This is a genomic window from Streptomyces sp. NPDC018947 (genome assembly GCF_044390505.1).
In the GTDB taxonomy this organism is placed as follows: domain Bacteria; phylum Actinomycetota; class Actinomycetes; order Streptomycetales; family Streptomycetaceae; genus Streptomyces.
This window is the reverse complement of record NZ_JBIRZD010000025.1, coordinates 16,737-42,546: the sequence shown is the minus strand read 5'-3', so window position 1 is coordinate 42,546 and position 25,810 is coordinate 16,737. Positions and strand designations below refer to the sequence as shown.

The 25,810-nt window shown below is 70.1% G+C and carries 19 protein-coding genes and 3 pseudogenes; 11 read left to right on the top strand and 11 right to left on the bottom strand.

Annotated elements, in window-relative coordinates; all coding sequences use genetic code 11:
- Positions 1-45 precede the first annotated feature (45 nt).
- Genes ACH499_RS33260 through ACH499_RS33250 form a run of 3 tightly spaced genes read right to left on the bottom strand, consistent with a single transcriptional unit; the run spans position 46 to position 3,385 of the window.
- Entirely contained in the window at positions 46-882 is an 837-nt protein-coding gene (locus ACH499_RS33260) for an ABC transporter permease subunit (protein WP_399020641.1), read from the bottom strand.
- Positions 879-2,441, bottom strand: coding sequence for a hypothetical protein (locus ACH499_RS33255; protein ID WP_399020639.1), 1,563 nt, complete (start codon positions 2,439-2,441; stop codon positions 879-881). The genes ACH499_RS33260 and ACH499_RS33255 overlap by 4 nt, the downstream gene beginning before the upstream one ends.
- On the bottom strand, positions 2,438-3,385 hold the full coding sequence (locus ACH499_RS33250; protein ID WP_399020637.1) for an ABC transporter ATP-binding protein: 948 nt from the start codon (positions 3,383-3,385) through the stop codon (positions 2,438-2,440). Before ACH499_RS33250 ends, ACH499_RS33255 begins: the two co-directional genes overlap by 4 nt.
- 248 nt (positions 3,386-3,633) lie before the next feature.
- Between ACH499_RS33250 and ACH499_RS33245 the strand changes: the two genes are divergently transcribed.
- The 3 genes and pseudogenes from ACH499_RS33245 to ACH499_RS33235 form a co-directional block, all read left to right on the top strand.
- Positions 3,634-4,764 (top strand): sensor histidine kinase, encoded by a 1,131-nt coding sequence (locus tag ACH499_RS33245; protein WP_399020635.1) that lies wholly within the window; start codon positions 3,634-3,636, stop codon positions 4,762-4,764.
- Positions 4,761-5,438, top strand: a complete 678-nt coding sequence (locus tag ACH499_RS33240) for a response regulator transcription factor (RefSeq protein ID WP_356205739.1) — start codon at positions 4,761-4,763, stop codon at positions 5,436-5,438. Before ACH499_RS33245 ends, ACH499_RS33240 begins: the two co-directional genes overlap by 4 nt.
- Positions 5,439-5,655: 217 nt before the next feature.
- Positions 5,656-5,793: pseudogene (locus ACH499_RS33235) on the top strand (2-oxoadipate dioxygenase/decarboxylase family protein); the annotation flags it as partial.
- 101 nt (positions 5,794-5,894) lie between these two features.
- Here the strand turns inward: ACH499_RS33235 and ACH499_RS33230 are convergent.
- Both ACH499_RS33230 and ACH499_RS33225 read right to left on the bottom strand, forming a co-directional pair.
- Complete coding sequence (locus tag ACH499_RS33230) at positions 5,895-6,761, bottom strand: hypothetical protein (RefSeq protein WP_399020632.1); 867 nt, start codon at positions 6,759-6,761, stop codon at positions 5,895-5,897.
- Between the two features lie 293 nt (positions 6,762-7,054).
- A protein-coding gene (locus ACH499_RS33225) for an IS5 family transposase (protein WP_399020703.1) occupies positions 7,055-7,917 on the bottom strand; the annotation gives its coding sequence in 2 pieces (ribosomal slippage) (positions 7,055-7,558 and positions 7,561-7,917; 861 coding nt in all).
- A 99-nt stretch (positions 7,918-8,016) separates the two neighbouring features.
- Here ACH499_RS33225 and ACH499_RS33220 point away from each other — a divergent pair.
- From ACH499_RS33220 to ACH499_RS33210, 3 genes are all read left to right on the top strand, one after another.
- Positions 8,017-9,252, top strand: a complete 1,236-nt coding sequence (locus ACH499_RS33220; RefSeq protein WP_399020630.1) for an IS701 family transposase — start codon at positions 8,017-8,019, stop codon at positions 9,250-9,252.
- Between the two features lie 166 nt (positions 9,253-9,418).
- Complete coding sequence (locus tag ACH499_RS33215) at positions 9,419-10,510, top strand: IS630 family transposase (RefSeq protein WP_399020628.1); 1,092 nt, start codon at positions 9,419-9,421, stop codon at positions 10,508-10,510.
- Positions 10,511-10,680: 170 nt separating this feature from the next.
- Positions 10,681-11,274 (top strand): response regulator transcription factor, encoded by a 594-nt coding sequence (locus tag ACH499_RS33210; RefSeq protein ID WP_351196499.1) that lies wholly within the window; start codon positions 10,681-10,683, stop codon positions 11,272-11,274.
- A 62-nt stretch (positions 11,275-11,336) separates the two neighbouring features.
- Here ACH499_RS33210 and ACH499_RS33205 read toward each other — a convergent pair whose 3' ends face one another.
- Positions 11,337-12,707 carry an APC family permease gene (locus ACH499_RS33205; RefSeq protein WP_399020626.1) on the bottom strand — a complete coding sequence of 457 codons (1,371 nt, stop codon included), beginning with the start codon at positions 12,705-12,707 and terminating at the stop codon, positions 11,337-11,339.
- A 234-nt stretch (positions 12,708-12,941) separates the two neighbouring features.
- On the opposite strand from ACH499_RS33205, the gene ACH499_RS33200 reads away from it, so the two are divergent.
- Positions 12,942-14,273, top strand: a complete 1,332-nt coding sequence (locus tag ACH499_RS33200; protein WP_351196503.1) for a diaminopimelate decarboxylase — start codon at positions 12,942-12,944, stop codon at positions 14,271-14,273.
- 131 nt (positions 14,274-14,404) lie between these two features.
- On the opposite strand, the pseudogene ACH499_RS33195 reads toward ACH499_RS33200, so the two are convergent.
- Positions 14,405-14,637: pseudogene (locus tag ACH499_RS33195) on the bottom strand (transposase); the annotation flags it as partial.
- 93 nt (positions 14,638-14,730) lie between these two features.
- Here ACH499_RS33195 and ACH499_RS33190 point away from each other — a divergent pair.
- Positions 14,731-15,113: pseudogene (locus ACH499_RS33190) on the top strand (IS5 family transposase); the annotation flags it as partial.
- A 169-nt stretch (positions 15,114-15,282) separates the two neighbouring features.
- On the opposite strand, the gene ACH499_RS33185 reads toward ACH499_RS33190, so the two are convergent.
- The 3 genes from ACH499_RS33185 to ACH499_RS33175 all read right to left on the bottom strand — a co-directional run bounded on the left by ACH499_RS33185 (position 15,283) and on the right by ACH499_RS33175 (position 19,938).
- The gene (locus tag ACH499_RS33185) at positions 15,283-16,131 is read right to left on the bottom strand and encodes a hypothetical protein (RefSeq protein ID WP_399020624.1); all 849 of its coding nucleotides are present in this window, start codon (positions 16,129-16,131) and stop codon (positions 15,283-15,285) included.
- A 2,017-nt stretch (positions 16,132-18,148) separates the two neighbouring features.
- Positions 18,149-18,937 carry a class II aldolase/adducin family protein gene (locus tag ACH499_RS33180; protein ID WP_399020622.1) on the bottom strand — a complete coding sequence of 263 codons (789 nt, stop codon included), beginning with the start codon at positions 18,935-18,937 and terminating at the stop codon, positions 18,149-18,151.
- Positions 18,934-19,938: a C-terminal binding protein gene (locus ACH499_RS33175; RefSeq protein ID WP_399020620.1), complete on the bottom strand. Its 1,005-nt coding sequence runs from the start codon at positions 19,936-19,938 to the stop codon at positions 18,934-18,936. The genes ACH499_RS33180 and ACH499_RS33175 overlap by 4 nt, the downstream gene beginning before the upstream one ends.
- 197 nt (positions 19,939-20,135) lie before the next feature.
- On the opposite strand from ACH499_RS33175, the gene ACH499_RS33170 reads away from it, so the two are divergent.
- The 3 genes from ACH499_RS33170 (at position 20,136) to ACH499_RS33160 (ending at position 24,300) form a co-directional block, all read left to right on the top strand.
- Positions 20,136-21,047, top strand: a complete 912-nt coding sequence (locus ACH499_RS33170; RefSeq protein ID WP_399020618.1) for an Lrp/AsnC family transcriptional regulator — start codon at positions 20,136-20,138, stop codon at positions 21,045-21,047.
- A gap of 194 nt (positions 21,048-21,241) precedes the next feature.
- Complete coding sequence (locus tag ACH499_RS33165; RefSeq protein ID WP_399020616.1) at positions 21,242-22,903, top strand: amidohydrolase; 1,662 nt, start codon at positions 21,242-21,244, stop codon at positions 22,901-22,903.
- A 59-nt stretch (positions 22,904-22,962) separates the two neighbouring features.
- Positions 22,963-24,300, top strand: a complete 1,338-nt coding sequence (locus ACH499_RS33160; RefSeq protein WP_399020614.1) for an MFS transporter — start codon at positions 22,963-22,965, stop codon at positions 24,298-24,300.
- A gap of 1,069 nt (positions 24,301-25,369) precedes the next feature.
- Here ACH499_RS33160 and ACH499_RS33155 read toward each other — a convergent pair.
- A complete protein-coding gene (locus ACH499_RS33155; RefSeq protein WP_399020612.1) occupies positions 25,370-25,639 on the bottom strand; it encodes a hypothetical protein in 270 nt (89 codons plus the stop codon).
- Positions 25,640-25,810: the final 171 nt, after the last annotated feature.

Here is a 25,810-nt window from a genome sequence, read left to right as displayed (position 1 = left end):
GGGGAGAGGCTCGAAGCCACCGTGCTCGCGGACGGCTCCATTCGGCTACGCGTCGCGCCTGTGCAGCAGCAGGCTGCCGACCAGCAGCGCGGCGGTGGCCCACGTGGTGAGCACGCCCAGGCCGGCCCATGGGCCGATGGGCAGCTCGTGCAGATGGACGGTGGCTTGGACCGCGAGTCCGGCGGTCATGGGCGAGATCTGCTGGAGGTGGTGCTGCCACTCCGGGGCGTTGACCACCCGGGTGACGACTGGGAAGAGGTAGAGCAGCCCGAGCACGATCCCGATGGCGCTCGCCGCCTCCCGTACCGCCGTCGCCACGCCGAGGCCGAGCAGGGCGATCAGGACGAGGTAGAGGACCGAACCCACGGCCGCGCGCAGGGTCGGGCCGTCTGCCAGGGACACCGGGGCATAGCCGTGCGCCTCGGTGAATCCGTTGCCGGGCAGGATGTAGCGGCCGGCAAGGAGCGAGGCCAGGACAGCGGCCGTCCCGGAGGCCAGGACGACCGTGGTGAGGACCGTCGCCTTGGCGGTGAGGACGGTGATCCGGTTCGGCACTGCCATGAGCGTGGTGCGGATCATCCCGGTGCCGTACTCGCCGCTGACGGCCAGCACCGCGAGGACGGCGATGGCCGCCTGCCCGACGGTGACGCCGGTCAGGGCGAGCTTGACGGCGTCCTGGCCGCACCCGGCGTCCGGGCACTTCACGGCCTTGGCGGTGCCGCAGCCGACGGCCACCGTCAGTGCGACGGCGAGTAGGAGCAACCTGCCCAATTCCCCTGCGGTGCGCAGTTTCGTCCACTCCGCGCGCAGGGCGCGGCCGAAGTCCCCGCGCCACGCGCCGTCAGCCGTGCTCGAAAGTTGTGCACCGCTCAGGAGACTCATACGTCCCTCCCGCGCAGCCGCATCACGGCGAGACCGGAGGCGAGCGCGGCGTATCCGCACAGCACGGCGAGGCCGGCCCAGGGTGCCAGCGGGTAGTAGCCGGTCGACGGCTCGTACACGCTGAGCACCTGCGCGTACTGCGGCAGGGTCTGCTGGATGGCGAAGCCCGCAGCCGGGGTCACCCGCAGCAGCCACTCCGAGATACCCGGGGGTAGTACGCCGGAGGTGGCGAGCAGGAAGGGCGGCACGATCGACGCTATGACCAGGGCGACGGCCGTGCCGCTGCGCCGCAGTAGGGCACCGACGCCGAGAGCGAGCACGGCGGCGGCTGCGCAGAGCAGGCCGGTTCCGACCATGACGCGCACTTCGGTCGCCGACGCGACGGGGAAGACACGGAAGCCCCTGCCGTGCGCGCTGCGTTCCCCGATGGGAATGGTGATCGCCGCGGCGACCAGGCCGATGGCGAACGCGACGCCCCCGGCCACCAGCGCCTTGGCACCAAGCACCCGGCCCCGCAGGGGGGTTGCCGCCATGGTCGTACGCAGCAGACCACGCCGGTACTCGCCGGTGATGAACACCGTGCCCACGGCGATCACCACGATCAGCCCGGCGAATGTGCCGACGAGGAAGTTCTCGACGGAGAAGCCGACGCCCATGGCGGGCCCGCCGACGACCGGTGCGATGTCACCGGCCCCGGTCACGGTGAACCCGCCGCCGTCGGTCCGGGTGAAGCCGCCCTCGGTGGTGTTCGTGTAGCTGCCGGAGGTGCCCGCGTCGCCGCCCACCTGTGTGCCGCTCCACGCGCTCTGGGACCAGCCGCCGGTGAGGCCGGGACGGCCGAAGGTGCCGGTGGCCACGGCGGGGCTGAAGCCCGTGCCCGCCGCGGTGTCCTGCTTCGCCTCCGGTGACGTGGCGAAGAGCCCGGCCTGCACGGCGCGCGCAAGCCCAGGCAGCTTCGCATGGCCGACCTTGGTCCAGTGGGAGCCGTCGGTGGAGGCGTAACCGGTGAGGCTGTCGCCGGAGCGGACCAGGCGAAGCCAGCGCGGGGACTCCTGGGTGACCCTGCCGGAAGGGCCCGCCGCGTCGTGCGTGTAGTCGTACTGCATGCGCACGCCGTGACCGCCGGTGGCCATGACCGCCGCGTACGGGGATCCCTGGGTGAGGCTTTCCTTCACGATGATCCCGGCCTTCGCCCAGGGCTGGGCGCCCCGGGCCGTCTCGCCGGTCCCGGCGTCGGCCACACCGGTCAGGGACTGCAGGGGAACGGTGAGGGCGCCGTCGCCGGTGAGCGTTCTGTGGACGAAGTAGAAGCTGTCATTGACGGCCTCGCCGCCGGGGCCCTTTGGATACGAGGAGGAGTCGGCGCCACGACCGCCGGGAGCGGGGGCGGCCGTGCCGAGCAGGCCGACCCCGATCGTCACCAGGAGCGCCCCCGCCATGGCGAGGACCCAGCCGCGTACCGTACGGAACTTCGTCCACTCGGCGTGCAGCACCCTGAGGAAGCCGCTCCGCTCAGCGCGTCTCGTGGCCGGGGGGCGAGGGGTGAGGGTGGCGGTCATCGCGTGGCCTCCCCCGCCGGGATGCCCCGGTACTCCACCGCGTCCCGGGTGAGCTCCATGTATGCCTCTTCGAGCGTCGCCCGGTGCGCGGACACCTGGGAGAACGGCACCCCGTTCCGCGCAAGCAGGGCCACGATCTCCTCGTCAGGCAGGCCCGTGACGCCGAGGGTGTCGGGGCCGGTGACGAGAGCGGTGGCGCCCGCGCCGTGCAGGACCTGGGCGGCGAGCGGAGGCGCGGAGGTACGCAGGGTGACCCGGCCGCCGGCTGACTTGGCGAGCAGTTCGGACACACTGGTGTCCGCGACGACCCGGCCGCGGCCGATCACCACGAGATGGTCCGCGGTGTCTTCCAGTTCGCTCATCAGGTGACTGGAGACCAGGACGGCACGGCCCTGCCGGGCCAGCTCCGCCAGGAAGCCGCGCATCCAGACGATGCCGTCGGGGTCGAGGCCGTTGAAAGGCTCGTCCAGCATGACCACCGGCGGGTCACCGAGCAGCGCCGCCGCGATCCCCAGGCGCTGACGCATGCCCAGCGAGAACCCGCCGGCCTTGCGCCGGGCCGCCGTGCCCAGGCCGGCCTGCTCGATGACCTCGTCCACGCGCCGTGGCGGCACGCCCTGCGAGTGAGCCAGCCACAGCAGGTGGTTACGGGCGGTGCGACTCGGCTGCAGCGCGGAAGCGTCTAGCAACGCCCCCAGATGCCGAAGCGGGCGACGCAGGGTGCGGTACGGCACCCCGCCGACCAGGGCCTTTCCCTCCTCAGCTGCGTCAAGGCCCAGGATCACACGCATGGTGGTGGACTTCCCCGCGCCGTTCGGGCCGACGAAGCCGGTCACCCGCCCGGGCCGCACGGTGAACGTCATCCCGTTCAGAGCCAGCTGTGGCCCGAAGCGTTTACGCAAACCGATGACCTCGATCGTCGCCTTTGTACTCTCATCGCTCATGGGCCCCACCCTGTGACGGAGCGAGTTACAGCGGCCGAACGGCCACTGTCATCTCGCTGTTAGGCGCCTCGGCTTAGCCTGTCCTGGTACGTGTCCTGGTGCGGTGGCGAGAGGGGAGCATGGGGATGAAATGGAGTCCGCCCCGACGGCCCGGGGGCCTGACTGCCCGGCTGGGCCTGCACCGTGGCACTGCCCGCACCCGCTTCACCGCCTTGTACGTCACTCTGTTCCTGCTGTCGGGAACGGCAATGCTCGCCATCGCAGCCGTGGTGGCGTCCGGCGGATCGCGCTCCAGCCAGACCGCCCCCGATGGCCGCACCGATCAGCCCACCCCGGCGGCCCAGGCCCAGGGCCGCATCGACGAGCTGGAGCAGCAGCTGGCCCAGGCGCACGACACCCAGTCCCGGCAGATCCTGCTCGGATCCGCCATCGCCCTCGGCGTCATGGCGGTGATCTCGGTCGGACTCGGCTGGTTCGTCGCCGGCCGAGTGCTGCGCCCGCTGCGCCTGATGACAGCGGCAACCCGCCGGATCACCGCCGACAGCCTGCACGAACGACTGGCCCTCGGCGGCCCCGGCGACGAGGTGAAGGACCTCGCCGACACCATCGACGACCTCCTCGGCCGTCTGGAGGGCTCCTTCGACGCCCAGCGCCTCTTCGTCGCCAACGCCTCCCACGAACTGCGCACCCCGCTCACCACGATGCGGGCTTCCCTGGACGTGGCCCTCGCCAAGCCGGGCCCGATACCCGAGACCACGGCCACGCTGGCCGCCCGGATGCGCGCCGAACTCGACCAGGTGGACCGGCTGCTGGAGAGTTTCCTCGTCCTGGCTCGTACCCAGCACGGCGAGTTCACCGACTCGGCGCGCCTGCCCCTCGGTCAACTCGCGCTGACCGCCCTCACCGGACGGGCAAAGGACATTGCGGCCAAGGGCCTGATCGTGCGTGAAAACCGGATCGACGACTCCGCGTGGGTATGGGGCAGCCAGACGCTGCTGCGCCGCGCGGTCGACAACGTGGTCGACAACGCGATCGCACACAACGACCCCGGGGGCTGGATCAGTGTCGCGGTACGGGGCGAAGGAGACGAAGCGGGCGCAGTGTCCCTCGTTGTCGACTCCAGCGGACCGGTCCTCGACCAGCGGCGGGTGACGGACCTCTCGAAGCCCTTCCGCCGCCTTGGCGCCGACCGGACCGGCACCGGCCGGGGCAGCGGGCTCGGCCTCTCCATCGTCGCGGCCATCACTCAGGCCCACCACGGCACCCTTGACCTGCGGGCCCGCCCCGACGGCGGCCTGCGCGTCACCATCTCCCTCCCCCGTAGAGACGGTGGGGCAACGACGGAAGCCCCCGACACAGAGACGGGTGTGGCGCGTTGAGAGTCCTGGTGGTCGAGGACGCCCGCCCTCTCGCCGAAGTCATCGCCGAGGGACTGCGCGACCAGGGCATGGCCGTGGACGTGGCCCACGACGGGCTCGACGCCGCGGCCAAGCTGGACGTCAACGCGTACGACGTCGTCGTGCTCGACCGCGACCTGCCAGGCATCCACGGCGACACCCTCTGTCAGATGATCACCGAGCGGGACGGCCGCGTGATGGTCCTGATGCTGACCGCTGCCGACTCACCCGGCGACCGCGTCAGTGGCCTGACCCTGGGTGCCGACGACTACCTCGCCAAGCCTTTCCACTTTCCCGAACTCGTCCTGCGCATCCGCGCCCTGGCCCGCCGTCGCCCCGCCGCCCGGGCCCGGACCCTGAGCACGGCGGGCATCGAACTCGACCCGATGCGCCGCACCGCCAGCCGCGACGGCCACCAACTCCACCTATCGGTCAAGGAATTTGCGGTACTCGAAGCCCTCCTGAACGCGAGCCCCGCCTTCCTCAGCACGGAGAACCTCCTCGAACAGGTCTGGGACGAACACGCCGACCCGTTCACCAACACCGTCACGGTGACCATCAGCCGCCTGCGCCGCAAACTCGGCGACCCCCCGGTCATCGCCACCACGCCCGGCGTTGGGTATCGGATCATCGACCCAGCCGTCCCAGCCGACTGAGCAGCCGCCAGTGGCTGACGGCCCGCGAGCCCAGGCGGTGCTCAGTGCACCCGACTCCAGTTATCTGCGCAGCCGACTTCGGAGACTGACACACGCGGTTACTTTTACAGACGGGAGAACACGGCCACGTCGTAGCTTCGAGGACTGGCCGCGTCTCGCCCAATGACTCGCTCCGAGCCGAGCCCTTCAAGCGGACGAGGCCCCGGTCGAACTCCTCATCGGTCTGTACGGGCGCGAGGTCCCCACCTACACGACGCTCGTGGACGTCTCCCGAGAGGTCAACGAGGACGTCCTGCGTGCGCAGGGCTCCGACGCCGAACGCCTGGGCTCCATCAACCGTGTGACCGCGGAGCGCACCGCAGATCCGAGCTAGGAGCCCGGCAGAAGGCGGCGACCACCGGCGGCATCATCATCGACATCCGTGCCCGCATGGGATGGCCTTTCCAGTGCTGGGTATCAGCTGCTGAGGTCGAACACGCCCCACGCGGTGAATGGCTCGGCCTGGACGTAGATCCTGCTTCCTCGGCTGACGACCCGCCGGCGGCCGGGAGCAGGGCCATTGGGCAGGGTGAGCAGGCCTACGTCCCTTGGCTCGACAGATGTTTCGGTGAGCTCTCCGTGGGCGAGTCGGTCCCGCTCCTCGCCGTAGCCGCCGTAGAAGGTGACTCGCTCGCCGTGAATGGCCACCGCTTTGGCGCCCCGTACGCGGTTCGACCACACCCTCACGGGCCTGTCGGTGCGGTCGGGGCGTATCTCGACGAGCGGGAAGTCCGTGTAGGGGCACGCCCAGGCGGCGGTGCTCGACACGTTCAGGGCGTAGCAGTCGAAGAGACCGGGGATGCGGGCGCCGTCCGACGTCCAGGCGAGCCGGCCCGTGGCGCCCCAGCGGCGGATTCCGGCCGGGTTCTCGTCGAAGTGACCGACCCAGACATGGCCGGCCTCGTCAACGAGCAGGTGCTCGATGGCGTCCCCGACGGAGAAGGACGAGGTCTCGCGCCCGAGCGCGTCGAAGACCTGGACCTGGTTCGCGTCCTCGTACCGGCGGGCGCGCGACGCGGCGACGACGAACCCACCGTTCGGCAGGCGGTCCAGGTGCGGCCAGCGGGCTCGCACGGCGCTCAGCTCGGTGAGTTCGACGTTGCCGCCCGGATGGACGGAGACGACCAGCGCGCGGAAGGGCCGGACATCGCCGCCGGGCTGCGGAGCGCGTTTGGCAAGCAGCCAGTGGGCGGCGCCGAAGACGTCAACGGTACTGGTCAGGACGTGGCGGTTGTGGTGCGCTCGGGGGAGGTGGGCGTAGGGAATGAGGGCAGTCTTCTGCACGGGCGGGCTCTCCTTGGTGGGTGGTCACGGCGATCGGTCGCTGCGGTGAGCGGCGGTCGGCGGCGCGCGAGCGGTGGAGAGCGGAGCGGGGCGCCTAGACGGCATGGCCCTTTCTGGTCGTCATGAGGTGATCATCGTCGACACCCGACCTCATGACAAACCCTTTCGGCGCACCGCCCTCATTGATCGACGAAACCGTCCAGGTCGGCCTCAACGAGGGCTACCCAAGCCCGCCAACTCGAATGCGCAGCACGACAAGTCCAGTGCTCATTGAACAGATCTAGGGTCCGTCTTCAAACGGATCTTGCCCAGAGCAGGGGCGATGCGAGGGTGACCGCTGCTTCGTAAGAGGTGGCGGTCTTCTCGTATCGGGTGGCGATGCCACGGAAACCCTTGAGCCGGTTGAAGCAGCGTTCGACGAGGTTGCGTCGGCGGTAGGTCTCCCGGTCGAATCCTGGCGGTCGGCCGCCGCGGCTCCCGCGCTGCAGCCGGTGCCGCCGCTGGTCGGCCTTCTCGGGAATGGTGTGCGCGATGCGGCGTCGCCGCAGGTAGGCGCGGAAACCGCGGGAGCTGTAAGCCTTGTCCGCGATGACCTGGTCGGGTCGGCAGCGTGGCCGGCCGAGGCTGCTGCGGGGAACACGGATACGTTCGAGCAGGATGCGTGCACAGACACTGTCATGGCGCTGGCCCGGCGTGACGAGGAGCGCCAGAGGACGGCCTTTGCCGTCGCAGGCGAGGTGGACCTTGGTGGTCAGTCCGCCTCGGGATCGGCCGAGGGCGTGATCGTCCGGTTCGTCCTGCCGGTGTCTCCCCCTTTTCGGCCGGTGGCGGCGGCGTGCTGGTGGGCGCGGACGATGGTGGAGTCGATCTGGACCAGCCAGTCGATGTCCCCGGCGGCGTCCGCCCGGGCCTGGATCTGCTGCAGGGCCCGGGTGAACACGCCGTCGATCGCGTAGCGGCGGAAGCGGGTGTAGACCGTCTGCCAGGGCCCGTAGCGTTCGGGCAGGTCACGCCACGAGATGCCGGTGCGGATCTTGTAGACCATCCCGTTGACGACCTGGCGGTATGACACCCGGGGCCGTCCGGTGGCGGCCCGCGGTATCAGCGGAGCGAGTAACTCCCACTCCTGATCAGTGAGTTCATGACGACGTACCACGACATCATGATCCACCACCCAGATGATCTTTGAAGACGGACCCTAGTAGTGCTTCGTTACGTCGGGTGATCTCGCCTGGTGGTGGGCATCTTCTCCGATATGAGGCTGGGGGAGGTGGAACGGCTCCGGGGTGAGTTATCGGAGTTCGTTGCCGATGTGTTCGTCTCGGTGCCGCGGCGGGATCAGCGGCGGTGGGGTGAGTGTTATCTGCGGGGTCTGATGCTGGACGGCCGGCGCAAGTCGGTCCAGCCGATGGCCGCCCGTCTGCCGGACGGGAACATGCAGGCGCTGCAGCAGTTCGTGAACCAGTCGCCGTGGGATCCGTTGCCGGTGCGGCGGCGGATCGCCGAGCGGCTGTCCGAGGCGATCACGCCTGAGGTGTGGGTGGTCGATGATGTGTCGTTTCCCAAGTGCGGCACCGCGTCGGTGGGGGTGGCCCGGCAGTACTGCGGGGCGGTCGGCAAGCGGGCGAACTGCCAGGTCGCGGTCAGCATCCATGCCGCCACCGACACCGCGTCCTGCCCGCTGAACTGGCAGTTGTATCTGCCGCGTGAGTGGACGGATGAGCCGGAGCGCTGCCGCAGAGCGGGAGTCCCCGACGAGGTGGTGCACCAGGAGAAGTGGCGTCTGGCGCTGGGCCTGCTCGACACGCTCGACGAGTGGCGGTTGAAGGCGCCGGTGGTGGTCGCCGATGCCGGCTACGGCGTCAGCACCCCCTTCCGGCTCGGTCTCGAACAGCGCGGGCTGGTCTATGTCCTGGCGCTGACCGGGAAGGAAGTCGCCCACCCGGAGAATGCCCGGCCGCACCAGCCCGTTTACGGCGGGCTCGGTCCGCCGACGCTGCCCCGCTACCGCACCCCACCGCGAGCCGTTTCCGTCCTCGCGGCCGAGGCCGGTGTCGGCCGGTTCACCGAGGTGACCTGGCGCCAGGGCAGCAAAGGCGCGATGACCTCACGGTTCGCGGTCCTGACCGTGCGGCCCGCGGGCAAGCAGTCCCTGGCCGCAGCCCAGGAGACGGGCGGCGGCCGTAACTGGTGGGACGGTGTCCTGCCCGCCCGGACGCTCCTGGTGGAATGGCCGGACGGCCAGGACGCTCCGACGGGCTACTGGATCTCGAACCTGCCCGCCACCACCCCGGTCGCCGACCTGGTGCGGTGGGCGAAGATGCGCTGGCGGATCGAGCACGACTACCGCGAGCTCAAGCACGGTCTGGGACTGGACCACTTCGAGGGCCGCACCTGGCGCGGCTGGCATCACCACGTCACCCTCGTCACCGCCGCCCAGGCTTTCCTCACCCTGCGGCGGCTCGACCCAATAGCACGCACGCCGGCCTGACCCTCTACCAGGTCCTCGATCTCCTCCAGGACCTGCTGAGGTGCTGGACCGGCGTCTGCACCACCTGCGGACAACCGCTGCCCATCCCGCAAGGCCGCCACAGACAAGCCAGAACCTAACGAAGCACTACTAGTGACCTGAGTCGGAGATTCGTCGTTGGTTGGGTATGAGTCGTCCGGGTCCGAAGATTCCGCCGTTGTCGGTCACTGATGCCCAACGCGATGTGCTGGAGGGCTGGGTGCGTCGTCGCTCGACAGCCCAGTCCCTGGCTCAGCGCTCAAGGATCATTCTGGCGTGCGCCGAGGGGCATTCCATCATGGAGGTGTCACGCCGGCTCGGTGTCACCGCGGACATGGTTCGCACCTGGCGGCGGCGCTTTCTGGAACGTGGTCTGGACGGCTTGTCCGACGAGCCGCGGCCCGGTGTCCCGCGGAAGATCACCGACGCGGACGTCGAGCGGGTCATCGTCAAAACACTCGAGGAGAAGCCGAAGAACGCCACCCACTGGTCGACCCGGTCGATGGCCGCGGCCACGGGCATGTCGCAGTCGATGGTCTCGCGGATCTGGCGGGCGTTCGCGCTCGCCCCGCACCGGTCGCAGACGTTCAAGCTTTCCACCGACCCTTTGTTCATCGACAAGGTCCGTGACGTGGTGGGTCTGTATCTGGACCCGCCGGAGAAGGCCCTGGTCCTGTGCGTGGACGAGAAGTCGCAGATCCAGGCCCTGGACCGGTCCCAGCCCGTGCTGCCCATGGTGCCCGGGGTCCCCGAACGCCGCAGCCACGACTACGTCCGTGCCGGCACCACCACCCTTTTCGCTGCCCTGGAGGTCGCCACGGGGAAGGTCATCGGCTCACTGCACCGGCGGCGCCGGGCCGTCGAGTTCAAGAAGTTCCTCACCAAGCTGGACAAGGAAGTGCCTGGCGAACTCGACGTGCACCTGATCCTGGACAACTACGTCACGCACAAGACGCCCGCCGTCAAGAAGTGGCTGCTGGCACACCCCCGCTTCCATCTGCACTTCACCCCGACGAGCTCGTCCTGGCTGAACCTGGTGGAACGGTGGTTCGCCGAGCTCACCCAGAAGAAGCTCAAGCGCGGCGTCCACCGCTCCGTCCAAGCCCTCGAACGTGACATCCGAGCCTGGCTCGCAGACTGGAACGACCACCCCAGGCCGTTCGTCTGGACGAAGACCGCCGACGAGATCCTCGACAAGGTCGCCGCCTACTGCCGACGAATCTCTGACTCAGGTCACTAGTCAGTAGCAAGGCAACTCCCTTTTATTTTTGGGTATGTGAGGGTCGCTTTTCCGTGCGGAGCGTAAGTCTGTGCTGTCATGCACATCTTCATCCCTGAAGGATGAGGGGGCGGCCACGGCCCGTGGTGCCCGATGCGGCAGTACACTGCCGTCACTTTTTGGGGGCTGAGATGCGCATCCTGCTGGTGGAGGACCACCCGATCGTTCGGCTCGGACTGCGGGCAGCCGTCGAGATGGAGCCGGATATGACCATCGTCGGCGAGGCGGGCACCGTCGCTGACGCAATTGCGGCCGCGCACGCGCTGACGCCAAATGTGCTCATCCTGGCGCTCCGGCTCGAAGGCGAGCTGCGCGGCCCGGAGGTGTGCCGGGTCGTCAAGCGGTTGCCGCAGCCGCCGGCCGTGCTGGTCTACACCGCCTTCGATTCGGCGGCGGACGCCTCCACCTGCTTCCTCGCGGGCGCCGACGCTTTCGTGCACCGGCGCACCGACCGGCGCCAGCTGATCACCAGCATCCGGGACACCTACCGCGGCCGACGGGTGTGGATGCCGTCGGCCGCCCCCGCGGAAGGCGCCGCGCGCGCCCGGCCGCGCGGGGCACCAGGGCTGACGCCGCGGGAGGAGGAGGTGCTCGGCCTGATGCTGCTGCGCTACAGCAACGCGCAGATAGGCGAGACCCTTCAGCTCCAGCTGCCCACGGTCAAGACGCATGTACGCGGGCTGCTGCGCAAGCTCGGCCTCGCCAGCCGGCGCGATCTCTTCTGATCCGTGGCCGGGGCCGGCGGACGGCGGGAATGCCCGCCGGTCGCCGGCCCCGGCCACGGTTCTCAGTCGTTCGCTCTGCGCAGGGCCAGCTTGTTGACGCCCCACAGAGCGATGCCGATGGCGAGCAGTACGCCGGCGCGGATGTAGACCTCCGCGGCACGGTCGGCCAGTGGGCTGGCGAGGATGGCCGCCGTGATCGCGCCCACCACGGGGACCCAGGTTGGCGCGTGGTAGTGGCGGTGGCCGACCTCGTCCTTGCGGAGCACGAGCACGGCGACGTTGACCACGGCGAAGACACAGAGCAGCAGGAAGGCCGTCGTATCGCCGAGGCCTTCGATCTCGCCGGTGGAGACAAGGCCGATGGCCAGCGCGGTGACGAAGAGGATGCCGGCGATCGGCGTGCGGCGGCCGGGCAGGACCCTGCCCATGGCGCGTGGCAGCACGCGCTCGTTGGCGAGGCCGTAGCACAGCCGGGAGGCCATCATGATGTTGATGAGGGCCGAGTTGGAGACGGCGAAGAGCGCGATGAGGGCGAAGAGTTTCGGCGGGAACTCGACACCGCTCTCCTTGACGACGAGGAGCAGCGGACCCGAGGACTCGGCCAGGTCGGTGTGGCTGACCATGAGGGAGGAGACGACGGCGACCAGCAGGTAGATCGTGCCGGTGACCGCCACGCCGAGGAAGATCGCACGGGGGAAGCTGCGGGTCGGATCCTTCGTCTCCTCGGCCATGTTGACCGAGTCCTCGAATCCCACGAAGGCGAAGAAGCCGAGCGCCGTGGCGCCGAGGACACCGGTGATCAGAGCCGTTCCGGTGCCGCTCGCCTCGAAGTCGGTCAGCCGGGAGGCGTCGCCCTCGCCGGTGACGACAGCCGCCACGCCGATTCCGATGATGACGAGCAGGCCGGTCACCTCGACGATGGTCAGCACCACGTTGGTCTTGACCGACTCCGCCACGCCGCGGAGGTTGAGCGCCGCAAGCGCGACGATGAAGAGGATCGCGACGAGCGTCGGCGAGATGTCGACGAATTCCTGGAGGTAGGCGCCGCTGAAGGCGCGGGCCGCGGCGCTGGCCGAGGCCAGGCCCGAACACATCACCATGAAGGCGATGATGAAGGTCAGGAACGGGGTCTTGAAGGCCTTCTGGGTGTAGAGCGCGGCACCCGCGGCCTTCGGGTACTTGCCGACGAGCTCCACATAGGAGGCGGCGGTCAGTGCGGCGACGACGAAGCCGATCGCGTACGGCAGCCAGATCGCGCCGCCTATCTTTCCGGCGACCTTGCCCGTGGTGGCGTAGATGCCGGTGCCGAGGATGTCTCCGATGACGAAGAGGATCAGGAGCTTGGGGCCGATGGCTCTCTTGAGCGGCGTGCTGTCATCGGGTCTTTCCGTAGCGGCAGTTGGGCCGGAGGGGGAAGTTGGCGGTGTAGTCATGGGAAGGCGTCGCCCCGTTCGGGATCTCGAAGGAGGTGTGAAGTACCCGTTGTCACGCCGCGCCTCGGGTCCGCGCGGTGGGGCCGGAGAAGGGGGTCTCCGACTGCCGGGGAACCATATGACGGGCCTCGGTGCGGCCGGATCATCCCTGCGGGATGACCGCCTCCCCAGCCGCCAAGGGATCTGCCGTAACCACGTTTTGGGCTGTCGGCGCGCTGTGCTTGGCTCGCCGCCATGGACTACGTCACTGGCACGAAACAAGCCCCCGCTCCCACCCGGTACGACCTGATGGTCGGCTCCGCCGTGGGGCACGGGCTGCTCGACGAGGACCGACCACTCGTCTCCCTGCTGGACCTTTCGGCCGTCCGGGCTTCGGCCCGCGCCCTGCACGAGGCTTTCGCGGAGGTGGCCGCTCAGCCACAGCGCATTCAGCACACGTTCGCCGTCAAGGCGGCATCGCTGGTGCCCGTACTGCGGCAGCTCAATGGTCTCGGCATCGGCTGCGAGGTGGCCAGCCCGGGTGAACTGGCGCTGGCCCGGGCGGCGGGCGTACCCGCAGAGCGGATCGTCCTCGACTCCCCGGCCAAGACCGTCGCCGAGCTGGAGGCCGCCCTCACCCAGGGCATCGCGGTGAACGTCGACAACCCGCAGGAGCTCGCCCGGATCGACTCCCAGCGCACCGCCAGCGCGCCCACCGCGCCGATCGGCATACGCATCAACCCACAGCTCGGCGCGGGCAGTATAGACGCGATGAGCACCGCCACCGCCACCTCGAAGTTTGGCGTGGCGCTGCGGGACGAGGGCGCGCGGGCTTGGCTTCTGGAGGCCTTTGCGGCCCGCCCCTGGCTGAACCGACTGCACTGTCACACCGGTTCGCAGGGCATCTCCCTCGCCCGGTTGGTGGACGGCGTCCGGGTCACGTACGAACTGGCCGAGGAGATTAACGCGGCCGCGGGCCGGCAGCAGATCAGCACGCTGGACATCGGCGGTGGGCTGCCCGTCAACTTCGATTCCGACGCCGTCACGCCCTCCCACCGCGACTACGCGCAGCTGCTTGCCGCGGAGGTGCCCGGGCTCTTCGACGGCCGCTACGGCATCGTCACCGAGTTCGGCCGTTCACTGCTGGCCAAGGCGGGGCTGCTGCTTGCCCGGGTCGAGTACACCAAGTACGCGGGCGGCCGCCGGATCGCGGTCACCCACGCCGGTGTGCAGGTCGCCACCCGGACGGTGTTCGCCCCCGAGTCCTGGCCGCTGCGCGTCGCGGCGTACGGGTCCGACGGCCGGCGCAAGACCGGACCGGTGATCCACCAGGACGTGGCCGGGCCCGCTTGCTTCGCGGGCGATTTGATCGCCCGGGACCGTGCCTTGCCGGCGCTGGAGCCAGGCGATCTGGCGGCGCTCCTGGACACAGGCGCGTACTACGCCTCCACGCCCTTCGGCTACAACAGCCTGCTCCGGCCCGCCATTTACGGTTTCGACCTCGACGCCGCCGGTGCACCGCACTTCACGGTCATCCGCCGGGCGCAGACCATCGAGGAGCTGATCGCCGAGTCGGGCGGCAACTGAGCACCCGTCACCTGATGGAGCGGCTCCGCGTTGCGGCCGCGTGCAAGGACCGCAGCGCGAGCAGCAGGATGCGGATGTCGTCCAGATAGACGGGATCGGGCAGCAGGTCCAGCGTTAGTGCCAGATATTGATCAGAAACTCAAGGGGTTCGCGTTGAGGGTGCAGCGGACGTGGGGGCCGTGGAAGTAGCCGCGGACAATGTGGGGCTGGCGTTGGCGGCGGCGGAAGAACCGGCGGTCTCGGCGGCGAGTTGGTCCTGGTTGCGGGCCTGGTGGCTCTTGGGGAGCCTGTGCTTGAGGTCCGAGTTGACCATCTCATCGGGGTTCAGCTCGGGCGAGTACGGCGGCAGGAAGTGCAGCTCGATCTACTCGGCGTGGTCGGTGATGGGCGTCGTGTGTTGTGCATGGGGTGTGCGTCATACGTGTTCACTGGTGCTGATCTGGTCTGATGCCGGTAGATCCTGTTCGTCCTGCATACCGACATCCAGTGGGAGTACCTGCCGCAGGAGCTGGGCCTCGGCTCGGGCATGACCTGCTGGCGGCGCCTGGCGGCCTGGAACGAGGCCGGCGTCTGGGACCAACTGCACGCGCTCCTGCTGAAGAAGCTACGGTCGAAGAACCAGCTCGACTGGTCGAGGGCGGTGATCGACTCGTCCCACGTCCGGGCCGCACGCCGGGGCCCAAAAGCGGTCCCAGCCCGGTCGACCGCGCACGGCCGGGCAGCAAGCACCACGTCATCACCGACGGCCAGGGCATCCCGCTCGCGGTGTCCCTGACCGGTGGAAACCGCCATGACGTCACCCAACTGCTGCCCTTGCTCGACAAGATTCCAGCTGGCAGAACGTCCTTCCACGGTGTGCAACGCCCAACAGGCAGCGGTGACGCTGACGGAGGACGCCGCAGTCAGCCCCCGCCCCAGCAGCGCCCAAATCCGCTACCTCTCGACGCCTCTTGGCTTGTCCTCGAACGCCCCCAGCGGGGCGAGCACCGCCGCCGTGACCGGCAGCTCGTCAGCCGTTGAGCTCGCCCGCCGCCCGGGCGTACGCGGCGAGTTCGGCGCGAAGGTTGCTGCGCCCTGCGTCGGCCGCGTTCCGCTGCAGCTCCTCCAGCTCGTCGTCGGTGAGGTCGTCAACCCAGGCCTCTGCCCGCCGCTGCTCGGCCTCGGCCTCGTCGCGCAACTGTCGCTCATACCAGTCGAGTTCGTCCTCGTCCCGGATCCAGTGGAGCACGGCCGCATCCTGCTCGCGCCGCGCCTCGGCCTCCTCGACGACGCCACACGGGTACATCAGCCAGGGCCGGGGTTGGAGTCCGGCCAGGACCCGTGCGCGGGCGGCGAGCAGCGCACGGGTGGTCTCCTCGCCGGCGCCGCACGCCGCCGCGAAGCCGGTCAACAGCTCCCTGCTGGGCAGCCGCCGCTCGTGCAGGGCATAGTGCGGGGCGCTGCGCGAGATGCGGCCCGCGGCCTCGGGCGAGTCGGCCAGCTGGTGCAGGCTCGGCCCCACCGCCGCCGCCCTCACCTTCTCCATGGCCGCGGCCAGCCCCGCCTGGGTGGTGATGCCGCGCCCCGGCACGTACGCGGACGGCTTCCGCACGGGCTCGGGGCGTACGGCGGCCGCGGCCGCCGCCCACACTCGCGCGCCCTCCTCCTCGTCGGCGCCTGCGCCCCGGGCGAACGCCTGGACGGTGCGCAAGGTGGGAAGCCGCCCGTCCAGGGCCCGGCGCAGCGTGCACACCGAGACCGGCAGCTTCCCGGCGTCGGCCCGCCGCGCCAGGGCAGCGAACGTGCGCCGTGCCTTCGCCGCGCGCAACCAGCCGCGCAGCCGCGCCAGTTCCACCGGCTCGGCCGCCCGGCGGCTCACCCGCGACCGCCGCCGGTGCCCGCGGCCAGCTCGGCGACGGCGGCCAAGAGCCGGGCCGCGCGGCGGCCGACAAGCAGCAGCCCCACGGCGCCCGCGAGCAGGGTCAGCACCAGGGGGATCGGGCGCTAAAGGACGGCGAGCACGGTCACCGCGGCGACCACGGACGACGGCCGCCTCGCCCGCACCGAGCCTGCCAGTGCTGGCCCACCGGCCGGGCGCCAGCGGTTTCGGCGGTGGACGGGGGAGTGGGCATGAGGGGGCCTCCAGACGATGCGGCGGGACGTCCGCGTTCCGGGGCGTGCCCGGCGCGGTGAGCTGATGGTGGCACCGCCCGCCCCGCTCCCGCGACCTCCACACGCCTGTGCCCGGAACCGACGTTGCTTCCCCCTGCGGCGCGAAGCCGCAGGCCAGCGGGAAAAGTGAGCAGACCCTGTCCACGGCTGGTGAACCCGCTCCTCACACCCAGCAACGTCACCCTCGGCGCGTCGTACGGCAGCCGGAACGAGCGCATCACCCACCGGGCTGCGATGGAAACTGGACGGCCGCGGGCACCACCCCGCCCGCCCCGGGCGGCCATGTCGGCCAGGCGCCGGTGTGAGCGCGCTCGACCGGTCACCAGCGGCCGACTGCGGTGTGTCAGTGCTCGGTGTCACACTGCAACCACCTCCATGGCAGGGGTGGTTGACGTGATCGCCGACGCGAGGACCGATACGTGGCGGCCGACTGGGACGCACTGGACTTCACCTGCCCCACGTGCGCGGCTACGCGCACGGAGACATGCGCTACGAAGGACGGCCGCCCCCGGCCCACGCACCTCGCCCGCCGCCTCACCTCGATCCTGCTGCAGATCGCCGTACGCCGCGGCCGTGGCCAGCCGCCCGCCGAACGCGCCCAAATCGTACGGTCCCTCACCGCGGTCCAGGAGTCGGACACGTCGGCTCGTGAGGGCTACCTGTGGCACCAGGCCACGGACGAGCTCTGCCTGTGGGAGCAGGTGGTAGCCGCGGCCTGCCGGCATGCGGCGGACGCCGTCGAGGGTCACCTCGACGGCGACGAACTTCGCGACGCGGTCCAGCAGGGCCGCGCGCCGCATCGACGAGGCACGCAAGCTCTTGCACGAATGGCACGGCGAGCGCGCAGAGTATCCGCTCGACGAAGAACTCCTGGCGGGTGTGCTGCGCCCCGCGCCGAGCCTGCTCGCCCGGGCGCGGCGCCGCGGCGACGTCCAGCGACTTCGAACCGACCTCGCGCGCCGGCTCGCGTACCTGGATATGCCGGGCGGCATCTGGGAGGCGACGTGGCACAGCGGCGGCGCCCTGAGCGCACACCGGCTGAATTGCCCCCCCAAGGCGTACTGGGGCGGCCTAGCCCGGTTCGTCGCGGCCGTTTCGTCCGGACCCGAACGAGCCCTTTGTCCCCGGACAACCAGCCGACGCATCACTCCCCAGACCATGACCTGTCAGCCAGCGACCGGGGGCCTTGACCCTTGCTCCTGAACACTCGGCCAGGGCAAGAACCTGGCGCACTCTGTCGCCAACGGCGACCGGATCGGTGTTGCAGTCGGTCCCTCCGCGGCCTCAGTGGCGGCGAGGCTGAGCCAGCGGTGGTGGAACGGTTCGCCATTCCGGTCTATTGAGCGAGTGGCTGGCAGGGCGTGCTGAGTGATGCTGACTGAAGGCGCGGCCCGCCAGCCGGACATCGAGCAGGACCACCCATGTTGCGCAAGCAACCCTTCAAAAGCCGGGCCCCGGATCGCCACCGCTCTCAAGGGCATGGCGTCATTGCTGAGCACTGCGACGAACGGCGTGGAGTCCGTGCAGCCCTCGAACCGGCCGTGAGTGCGGCGTAGCAATGTCCGACAGACTGTTCCTGGGTACCTCAGTGCCGGTGTGCGTATGGCTGCTGCGGCACCATGCCGATGCCGGGGCCCTGCCAGGTACCAGGGGGGCCGTCGTGTCCGGCAGGAAGCCGACCCGGCAGACATGAATCAGCCGCGGTACGCGGTCGCCTTGGGGCCTCAGTCCTTGTAGTCGGGGGCGATCCGGTCGAGGAGGCGCAGCATGGCCGCCCACGCCAGGTCGTAGGCGCCGTCGTCCTCGAAGTCGCCGGTCTCCTCCCCGGAGAGCTGCCGGGCGGTGTACTCGCACACTTCCTCCGACGGCACGACCAGCGGCCCGCCGCCTGCCTGCGCGGTGACCTGGATCTCGCACGCTTTCTCCAGGTAGTACATGCGCAGAAAGGCCTGGGCCGCGCTCTCACCGACCGTCAGCAGGCCGTGGTTGCGCAGGATCAGCGCCGGATGGGTGCCGATGTCGGCGATGAGCCGCCGCTGCTCGTCCAGGTTGAGGGCGACCCCTTCGTAGTCGTGGTAGCCGACACGGTTGTGGAACTCCATCGACATCTGGTTCAGCGGCAGCAATCCGTCCTGCTGGGCCGCTACGGCGCAGCCGGCCTTGGTGTGGGTGTGCAGGACGCACCGGGCGTCCTGGCGCGCCGCGTGGATGGCGCTGTGGATGACGAAGCCGGCCGGGTTGACCGGGTACGGTGTCGGCTCCACCGGATCGCCCGACAAATCGATCTTGACGAGGTTGGAGGCGGTGATCTCCTCGAAGAGGAGCCCGTACGGGTTGATGAGGAAGTGGTGTTCGGGACCGGGCAACCGCAGCGAGATGTGGGTGAAGATCAGGTCCGTCATCCGGAAGTGGGCCACGAGCCGGTAGACAGCGGCGAGTTCGCGACGCAGCCGCAGTTCCTCGTCGGCTGTGGCGGGGACTCCTGCGGTGGCGGTAGGAAGCACGGTGGTCATGCGGCAGCTCCTTCGACGGATGTGGTGGGGGCGGTAGGGTCGACGACCGGGGTGACCGGGCGCCCGGTGCGGTGCCAGGCGATCACGTTCTCGGCTGGCTTGCACACATAGGCGCGGTGCGAGGTGTCGGAGAGATAGGCACTGTGCGGGGACAGCCGGATGGCCGGGTGACCACTCAGTGGATCGCCCGGCGGCGGGGGTTCGACGGGGAGGACGTCGAGGGCGGCCCCGGCCAGGCGGCCGCTGTCGAGGGCGTCCAGCAGGGCGGCCGTATCGACGAGTTCGCCGCGGGAGACGTTGACGAACAGACCACCGGGCCGGAGCCGGCCGAGCAGCCGTGCGTCGGCGATCCCGCGCGTGGCGGGGGCGAGCGGCACATGCAGGGACAGCACGTCGGTGGCGACGGCCAGTGCGTCGAGGTCGTCGTAACGCTCGATGCCTGCTGGCCAGTCCGCCTGCGCGGCGTGCGGGTCGTAGGCCGCGATCCGGCCGAAGACGGGGGCGGCGAGGGTGGCGAGGTGGCGGGCGATGCGGCCGAGGCCGACCAGACCCAGGGTCAGTTCGCTCGCACGGCGCGGCAGCCCGCCCGCGGCGAAGTCCTCGTTCCAGCCGCCCGCTCTGACCACGGCGTCGGCCTGCGGGAGGCGGCGGATCAGCGACAGGGCGCAGGCGAGGGCGTGCACGGCGACGTCCTCGGTGGCCACCGCTGGCAGGTTGGTCACCCACAGGCCGCGTCGCGCGGCCTCCGCGGTGTCGATCATGTCGTAGCCGGCGGACATGGTGGCGATCAACCGCAACCCGGGGAGGCGGTCGAGCAGCGCGGCGTCGACGCGGGCGTATCCGACGATCAGGGCGACGGCGTCCGCGGCGAGTGACGCGATGACGTCGGGGGCGCGGCTGTCGCCGATCCGCACCTCGAAGCCGGCGTCTTCGAGCATCTGCGCCGCCGGCTCAGGATCGAGGTCCTCTGTGTCCGTGAAGACGACTACGGGCTGTCCCATCGATCCTCCGCTGATGATTCGTCGGTGATTGCCGAGTTGAACGTACGTTTCGTCTTGTCGTCTTGTCCAGAGAGGGTCATGCGGCATGCCCGTGACGCCGGTCACCCCGAGGGATGGCGGATGGTGGGTGACCGAGAATGGCAGCGGACCCGGGCGGGGCATGGCCCCCGGGCCGCCGAACCGAGGGGATCAGCTAAGTGGATTTGGACCGCATCGACCTGGCCGTCGTCCGCGAACTGCAGAACGACGGCCGCCTCACCTACGAGACACTGGCGCAGCGCGTGGGCCTGTCTCGGCCGGCGACCCGGGCCCGCACGCAGCGGCTGCTCGCCTCCGGAGCGGTCCGGGTCGTCGCCGTCGTGCACCCGTTGATTCGCGGGCTGACGGCGTCCGCGCACCTGTCGATCGACACGCGCGGTCCGGCAGAACAGGTGGCGCGGGCGATCGCGGCGATGCCCCAGGCCCCCTTCGTCACGCTCACCGCCGGGCAGCGGGCGATCATGGCCGAGCTGCGCACGGAGGGCCTCGACGCCCTGGACCGCGCGATCGAGCAGGTGCGGTCGCTGCCCGGCGTCTCCGCCGTGGACCCGCTGATCAGCGTCCGACACATGAAGGACCCCTACCTGCTCGAGGCGAATCCGGGCGCGCACGAGCTGGACGACACCGACCGGAAGATCCTCGACGAGCTGGAACAGGACGGTCGGCTGCCGTTCGCCGAACTGGCCGAGCGGGTCGGCCTGTCGCCGGGCGCCACCCGATTCCGCACCCTGCGTCTGCTGGACGACGGCGTCGCGAAGGTGCTCGCCCTGGTGCGGCCCGAACTGCTGGGCCTCGGCTACCTCTGTGGATTCGCGGTGCAGGTCGACGGGGCGCGCGAGCCGGTCGCCTCCACGCTCGCGGCCTGGGAGCGGGTGTCGTTCCTGTCGGCGTGCAACGGTCGCGCCGAACTCGTCGGCACGATCAGCGCGGAGTCGCTCGGCGCGGTACGCGCCACCCTCGACGCCATGCGGGCGTGCGCGGGTGTGCGCGGCGTGGAGAGCTGGGTGCACCTCGAGCTGATCAAGGAGCGCTACGACATGGGCGCGCCGAACGGTACGGCCGTGCCGTGAGAGGACCGTCCGGTGCCACAAGGAGGGCCGCAAAGGATGGTCCGTAAGCGAGAGGGCTCAAAACTTCCCAAGGTTAATTTCTGTCACCCTCTGGCCAACGTGTCGTTCGTTATCTATCGTCCAGGCGAACGAATCAGCCGTTGCGTGTCGCCTTGTCGACCCCGGCTCCCCCTTGGCCGAAAGCAGGACCCCTCATGCACCACGCTCCCGCCGAACCCCGCACCGACCGCACCTTGCTGGTGACCGGTGCCGCCGTGGCGGCGGCCGGCACCGCCGTTCGTGCGGAGGCCGTCGCCGTTCGCGGCGACCGCATCGTGCACGTCGGCACGACCGAGGACGCCCGTGCGGCCCTCGGCGGCCGGGCCGACGAGACGCTGGAGCTCGACGGCGGCCTGGTCCACCCCGGGTTCGTCGATGCCCATTGCCACCCGGTGATGTACGGGCAAGCCCTGGCCTGGGTCGACTGCCGCCCCGAGCGCGTCCCCGACATCGACACCCTGGTGGCCGTACTGTCCGAGGCCGCACGCGCACTGCCCGCCGGCGTGCCCGTCCGCGGCTTCGGCTACGAGCACCGCCGCCTCGCCGAGCGCCGCCACCCCACCTGCCACGACCTCGACCGGATCGCCACCGACCGCGAGGTGTACGTGATGAACGCCTCCGGCCACGGAGGCGTCGTCAACACCCACACCCTGCACGCCTGTGGGATCACCGCGGGTACCCCCGACCCGGAGGGCGGTTCCATCGGCCGCTTCGAGAGCGGCGAGCCCGACGGGCAGCTGTGGGACGCGGCCTGCGACCTGCTCACCGGCCCCGCCGGAGTGAAGATCGGAAACCACGGCCCGAACTTCCACCTCTCCGAACCCGACGACATCATGGCCGACCACCTGCTGCGCGCCCAGGAGACCTTCCTGGCCGCCGGTGTGACCACCGTCGGCGACGCCCAGGCCTCCCGTCGCGAGATGGAGACCTACCTGCGGTCCCGTGAGAGCGGTGCGCTGCGGATGCGCGTCTCGGCATACCTCACCTCCGCCCTGCTCGACGTGGCCCTCGACCTCGGAGTCGTCCACGGTTTCGGCGACGACCTGTTCCGCGTGCAGGGCGTGAAGTTCTACGCGGACGGCACCCTCGGCGGCTGGACGGCCTACTTCCCGGAGGGCTACGCCGCCGACTGCTGCCACCATGGGCAGCTCTACCACTCGGCCGAGGAATACGCGGAGCTCGTGCACCGCGCCCACGCCGCCGGACTGCAGACGGCGACTCACGCACAGTCGCCGTTCGCCATCGGGATGGTGCTCGACGCCATCGACAAGGCACAGGCGGACGTCCCGCGCGCCGACATGCGCCACCGCATCGAGCACTGCGGGCTGCCCACCGACGAGCAGATCACGCGCATGGCCGGTCTCGGCGTCGTGCCGGTCATGCAGCCACAGCACCACCTGCGCACCGGCGACGGCACCCTCACCGCGATCGGCGACCTCGGCCACCGCTACAACCCGGCCGGTCCGTGCCTGCCGGCCGGCGTCCCCGTGGTGTTCTCCTCCGACGCACCGGTCGCACCGCCCGCGCCGCTGGAGGCCGTGTCCGCCGCCGCCACCCGGCGCACCGTCCTCGGCACCGTCCTCGGCGACGCGCCACTGCGGTTGCCGGTGTCCGACGGACTGCACGCCCACACCGCCGCCGCCGCCCGCGCCCTGCACCGGGAGCGCTCGGTCGGCGCCCTCGCGCCCGGCCTGCTTGCGGACTTCGTCATCCTCGACGCCGATCCGCTGGACGCGGACCCGTCCGAGCTCGCATCGATCGGTGTACGGGAGACCTGGATCGGCGGATCCCGCGCCTGGGCCGCCCCCGGGCGCTGAGACCCCATCCGCCGCCCCTCTCCCCACCGCCCTTCTCCCCGCCCCTGCCGGAGGCTCCCGTGTCCAAGCCCACCAAGTCAGCGCAGCAGCAGAACCCGCTGAGATCCGCATTCGCCGCTCTCGCCGGAACATCCATCGAGTGGTACGACTTCTACGCCTTCGCCACCGCTGCGGCCATTGTCTTCGACGACGTCTTCTTCCCCGCGGACATGCCGCCCGTGCTCCGGACCATGTCCGCGTTCGCCACGTTCGCCGTGGGCTTCCTGCTCCGCCCGCTCGGCGGCATCGTCTTCGGGCACATAGGCGACCGCGTCGGCCGTAAGAACACGCTCGTCATCACCCTCCTGATGATGGGTATCGCGTCGTTCGCAATCGGCCTGCTGCCCACCTACGCGCAAGTCGGCGTGCTCGCGCCAGCGCTGCTGATCATCCTCCGGCTCATCCAGGGCATCGCCATCGGCGGCGAATGGGGCGGCGCGGTGCTGGTCGCCGTCGAGAACGCACCGAAGGGCAGGGCCACGTTCTTCGGCTCCTTCGCCCAGCTGGGCTCCTCGGTCGGCGCGCTCCTGTCGACCGGTGCGTTCTCGCTGACGCACCTGTGGGGCGACGAGGCGTTCAGGACCTGGGGCTGGCGTGTGCCGTTCCTCGCCTCCGCCGTGCTGGTCGTCATCGGACTGATCATCCGGCTGAAGCTGGAGGAGGCACCGGTCATGGACGAGATCCGCGCCCAGCGGACGGAGCAGGACAGGCTTCCGGTCGTCGAGGTGTTCCAGACCTCCTGGCGCACCGTCCTCGTCGGCGTCTTCGCCCTGGCCACGGCCACCGGCGGCTACTACATCGTCACCAGCTACCTGCTGACGTACGGCACCGACGAGGTGGGCCTGTCCGAAGCCATGCTGCTCAACGGACTGACCCTGGCCGCCTTTGTCGAACTGGTCGTCACCCCGGGCCTGTCCTGGCTGGGCGACCGGGTCGGTGCGCACAAGGTCGTCATCGCCGGTCTGATCGGTGTCGTGGTCCTCTCCGTCCCGCAGTTCCTCGTCATGGGCACGGGAAGCGTCTTCCTGATCTATGCGGCCATGATGGCGATGCGCTTCACGATGTCGGCACTGTACGGACCGATCGCCGCGATCCTCGCCGAGGGCTTCGCCCCCCGGGTCCGCTACACCGGGATCTCGCTGTCCTACCAGATCTGCAACATGATCTTCGGTGGGTTCGCCCCGCTGGCCGCGCTCTCGCTGACGGCGCTGGCCGGAGGCCACTACTGGCCGGCCGCGGCACTGCTGATGCTCATCTCGGCCGTCGGTATCTGGTGCACGGCGCTCCTGCGCAGGATGCGGGATACCTACCCGGAACCGCTGACGACCGGCCGGGACACGGTGCCGGCCGGAGTGTGACCGAGCATCGGTGGCGTGTACCACACCGCGTGCGGCCTGCGGCCCTCCCCGCAGGCCGCACGCGGTGTTTCACCTCCGTCGCCCGCGACAGAAGGCGGACGGGCGACCTGGCCGCATACCGCAAGCCAGCGAGCCCCGGACAGGCCTGAGTACAGCCTTTCGGCGCACCACGTCGGGGCGGAAGTGGCGTCGGGCTCGCACTGTCGCCCGTCTCCCGAACGGCTTCCGCTTCTGCGATCTCCGGCACACCGGAGACATGCTGACGACCCGCTTGGGCGCCACCCGCCGGGACACGGTGGTGCATGCCAGCCAGTCCCCCGACAAGGCGGCTTCGACCTACCAGCACCCGACGAGGGACGGCAGCGGAAGGTAGCGGCCGGGCTCGACGATTGGTGCGCGCCGAACGCGCAGAGCACCATAAGGAGAAGCCGTCGGCGAGCCAATGGTGCGGTCGTGGCGCGGCACCCGCTCACCGGTCCGGGCAGCAAAGGACCCCCGGGACAATGACCTGGAGGCCTGTCATGGAGCGGGTGACGAGAATCGAGCTCGTGCTCTCTGAACCTTCGCAGCGCACGCCCACCCTGGAACTCTCCTCGTACTCTGCTGTCCAGTAGCCCCGATCGAGCGTGACGGGCCGCGCGAGGCACAGGTCGAGACCGGCTCGCACGGAGACGCGCACGGCGGCCCCCAGCGCGCCCGCAGTAGACGATGGCGGCAGCCCCTCCGACATCGCCCGCGTGAACGAGCAGGCCGGGGCATGGAGATTCCTCACCAACCATGCCCGGGTGCTGCTCGCCATCGCGCGCGACCCCGTCACTCGCCTCCGCGACATTGCCGCGGCCTGCATTCACCGAACGCACGTCCAGAGCATCGTCAGCGACCTTGAGCAGGCCGGCTACATGCGCCGCGAACGCGACGGACGGCGCACGCGCTACATCCTCTGCCCGACGGGACCGCCGCCATCCTCAGATGCACACGTGCCCATCGGGGGAATTGCTGGAACTCTTCACCTCACGACCGCCAGCACGCGAAGCCGCAGTCCGCGCCACACCACGGAGCCTCTTCGCACTCAGAACGGTGCCGTTCCCTCACCGATGAAAGGCACAGACGTTTCATCATCGGGCCTGGCCAGAGGGCGGATCCGACGCTCCTGACCGGTCGGCAAACGCAACCGAGCCTCAGCGTCTCTCATCGTGCCCGCCAGCCACCCCGGAACGTGGCGCACGACGCCGCCCCACAACCCCGTGTCCGGGAGGAACAGTCCCAGGTCGACCGCCACGGCGATCTCCTGATCACCAACAAGGAGATAGGCGTCAACGCAGCGCAGGTGGGTTGTCATGACCTAATCCTGCCAACGGCCTTCAAGTGACGCACAGCCGCCATCAGCCGAACGAACGTCACCCAGCGTGCATCAACGTCCTCGGTGCGGACAGCCCTGCGTTCGCTCTCTCCCGGTGGTGGGATGACGAACACGCCCGGTCCGGGGCTGTCCCAACCTCTCCGAGTGACA

Bases quoted from the DNA above. Each gene is read 5' to 3' on its own strand.
- ACH499_RS33260 (WP_399020641.1), bottom strand. From the start codon at position 882: ATGAGTCTCCTGAGCGGTGCACAACTTTCGAGCACGGCTGACGGCGCG.
- ACH499_RS33255 (WP_399020639.1), bottom strand. From the start codon at position 2,441: ATGACCGCCACCCTCACCCCTCGCCCCCCGGCCACGAGACGCGCTGAG.
- ACH499_RS33250 (WP_399020637.1), bottom strand. From the start codon at position 3,385: ATGAGCGATGAGAGTACAAAGGCGACGATCGAGGTCATCGGTTTGCGT.
- ACH499_RS33245 (WP_399020635.1), top strand. From the start codon at position 3,634: ATGCTCGCCATCGCAGCCGTGGTGGCGTCCGGCGGATCGCGCTCCAGC.
- ACH499_RS33220 (WP_399020630.1), top strand. From the start codon at position 8,017: ATGAGGCTGGGGGAGGTGGAACGGCTCCGGGGTGAGTTATCGGAGTTC.
- ACH499_RS33215 (WP_399020628.1), top strand. From the start codon at position 9,419: ATGAGTCGTCCGGGTCCGAAGATTCCGCCGTTGTCGGTCACTGATGCC.
- ACH499_RS33210 (WP_351196499.1), top strand. From the start codon at position 10,681: ATGCGCATCCTGCTGGTGGAGGACCACCCGATCGTTCGGCTCGGACTG.
- ACH499_RS33205 (WP_399020626.1), bottom strand. From the start codon at position 12,707: ATGACTACACCGCCAACTTCCCCCTCCGGCCCAACTGCCGCTACGGAA.
- ACH499_RS33200 (WP_351196503.1), top strand. From the start codon at position 12,942: ATGGACTACGTCACTGGCACGAAACAAGCCCCCGCTCCCACCCGGTAC.
- ACH499_RS33180 (WP_399020622.1), bottom strand. From the start codon at position 18,937: ATGACCACCGTGCTTCCTACCGCCACCGCAGGAGTCCCCGCCACAGCC.
- ACH499_RS33175 (WP_399020620.1), bottom strand. From the start codon at position 19,938: ATGGGACAGCCCGTAGTCGTCTTCACGGACACAGAGGACCTCGATCCT.
- ACH499_RS33165 (WP_399020616.1), top strand. From the start codon at position 21,242: ATGCACCACGCTCCCGCCGAACCCCGCACCGACCGCACCTTGCTGGTG.
- ACH499_RS33155 (WP_399020612.1), bottom strand. From the start codon at position 25,639: ATGACAACCCACCTGCGCTGCGTTGACGCCTATCTCCTTGTTGGTGAT.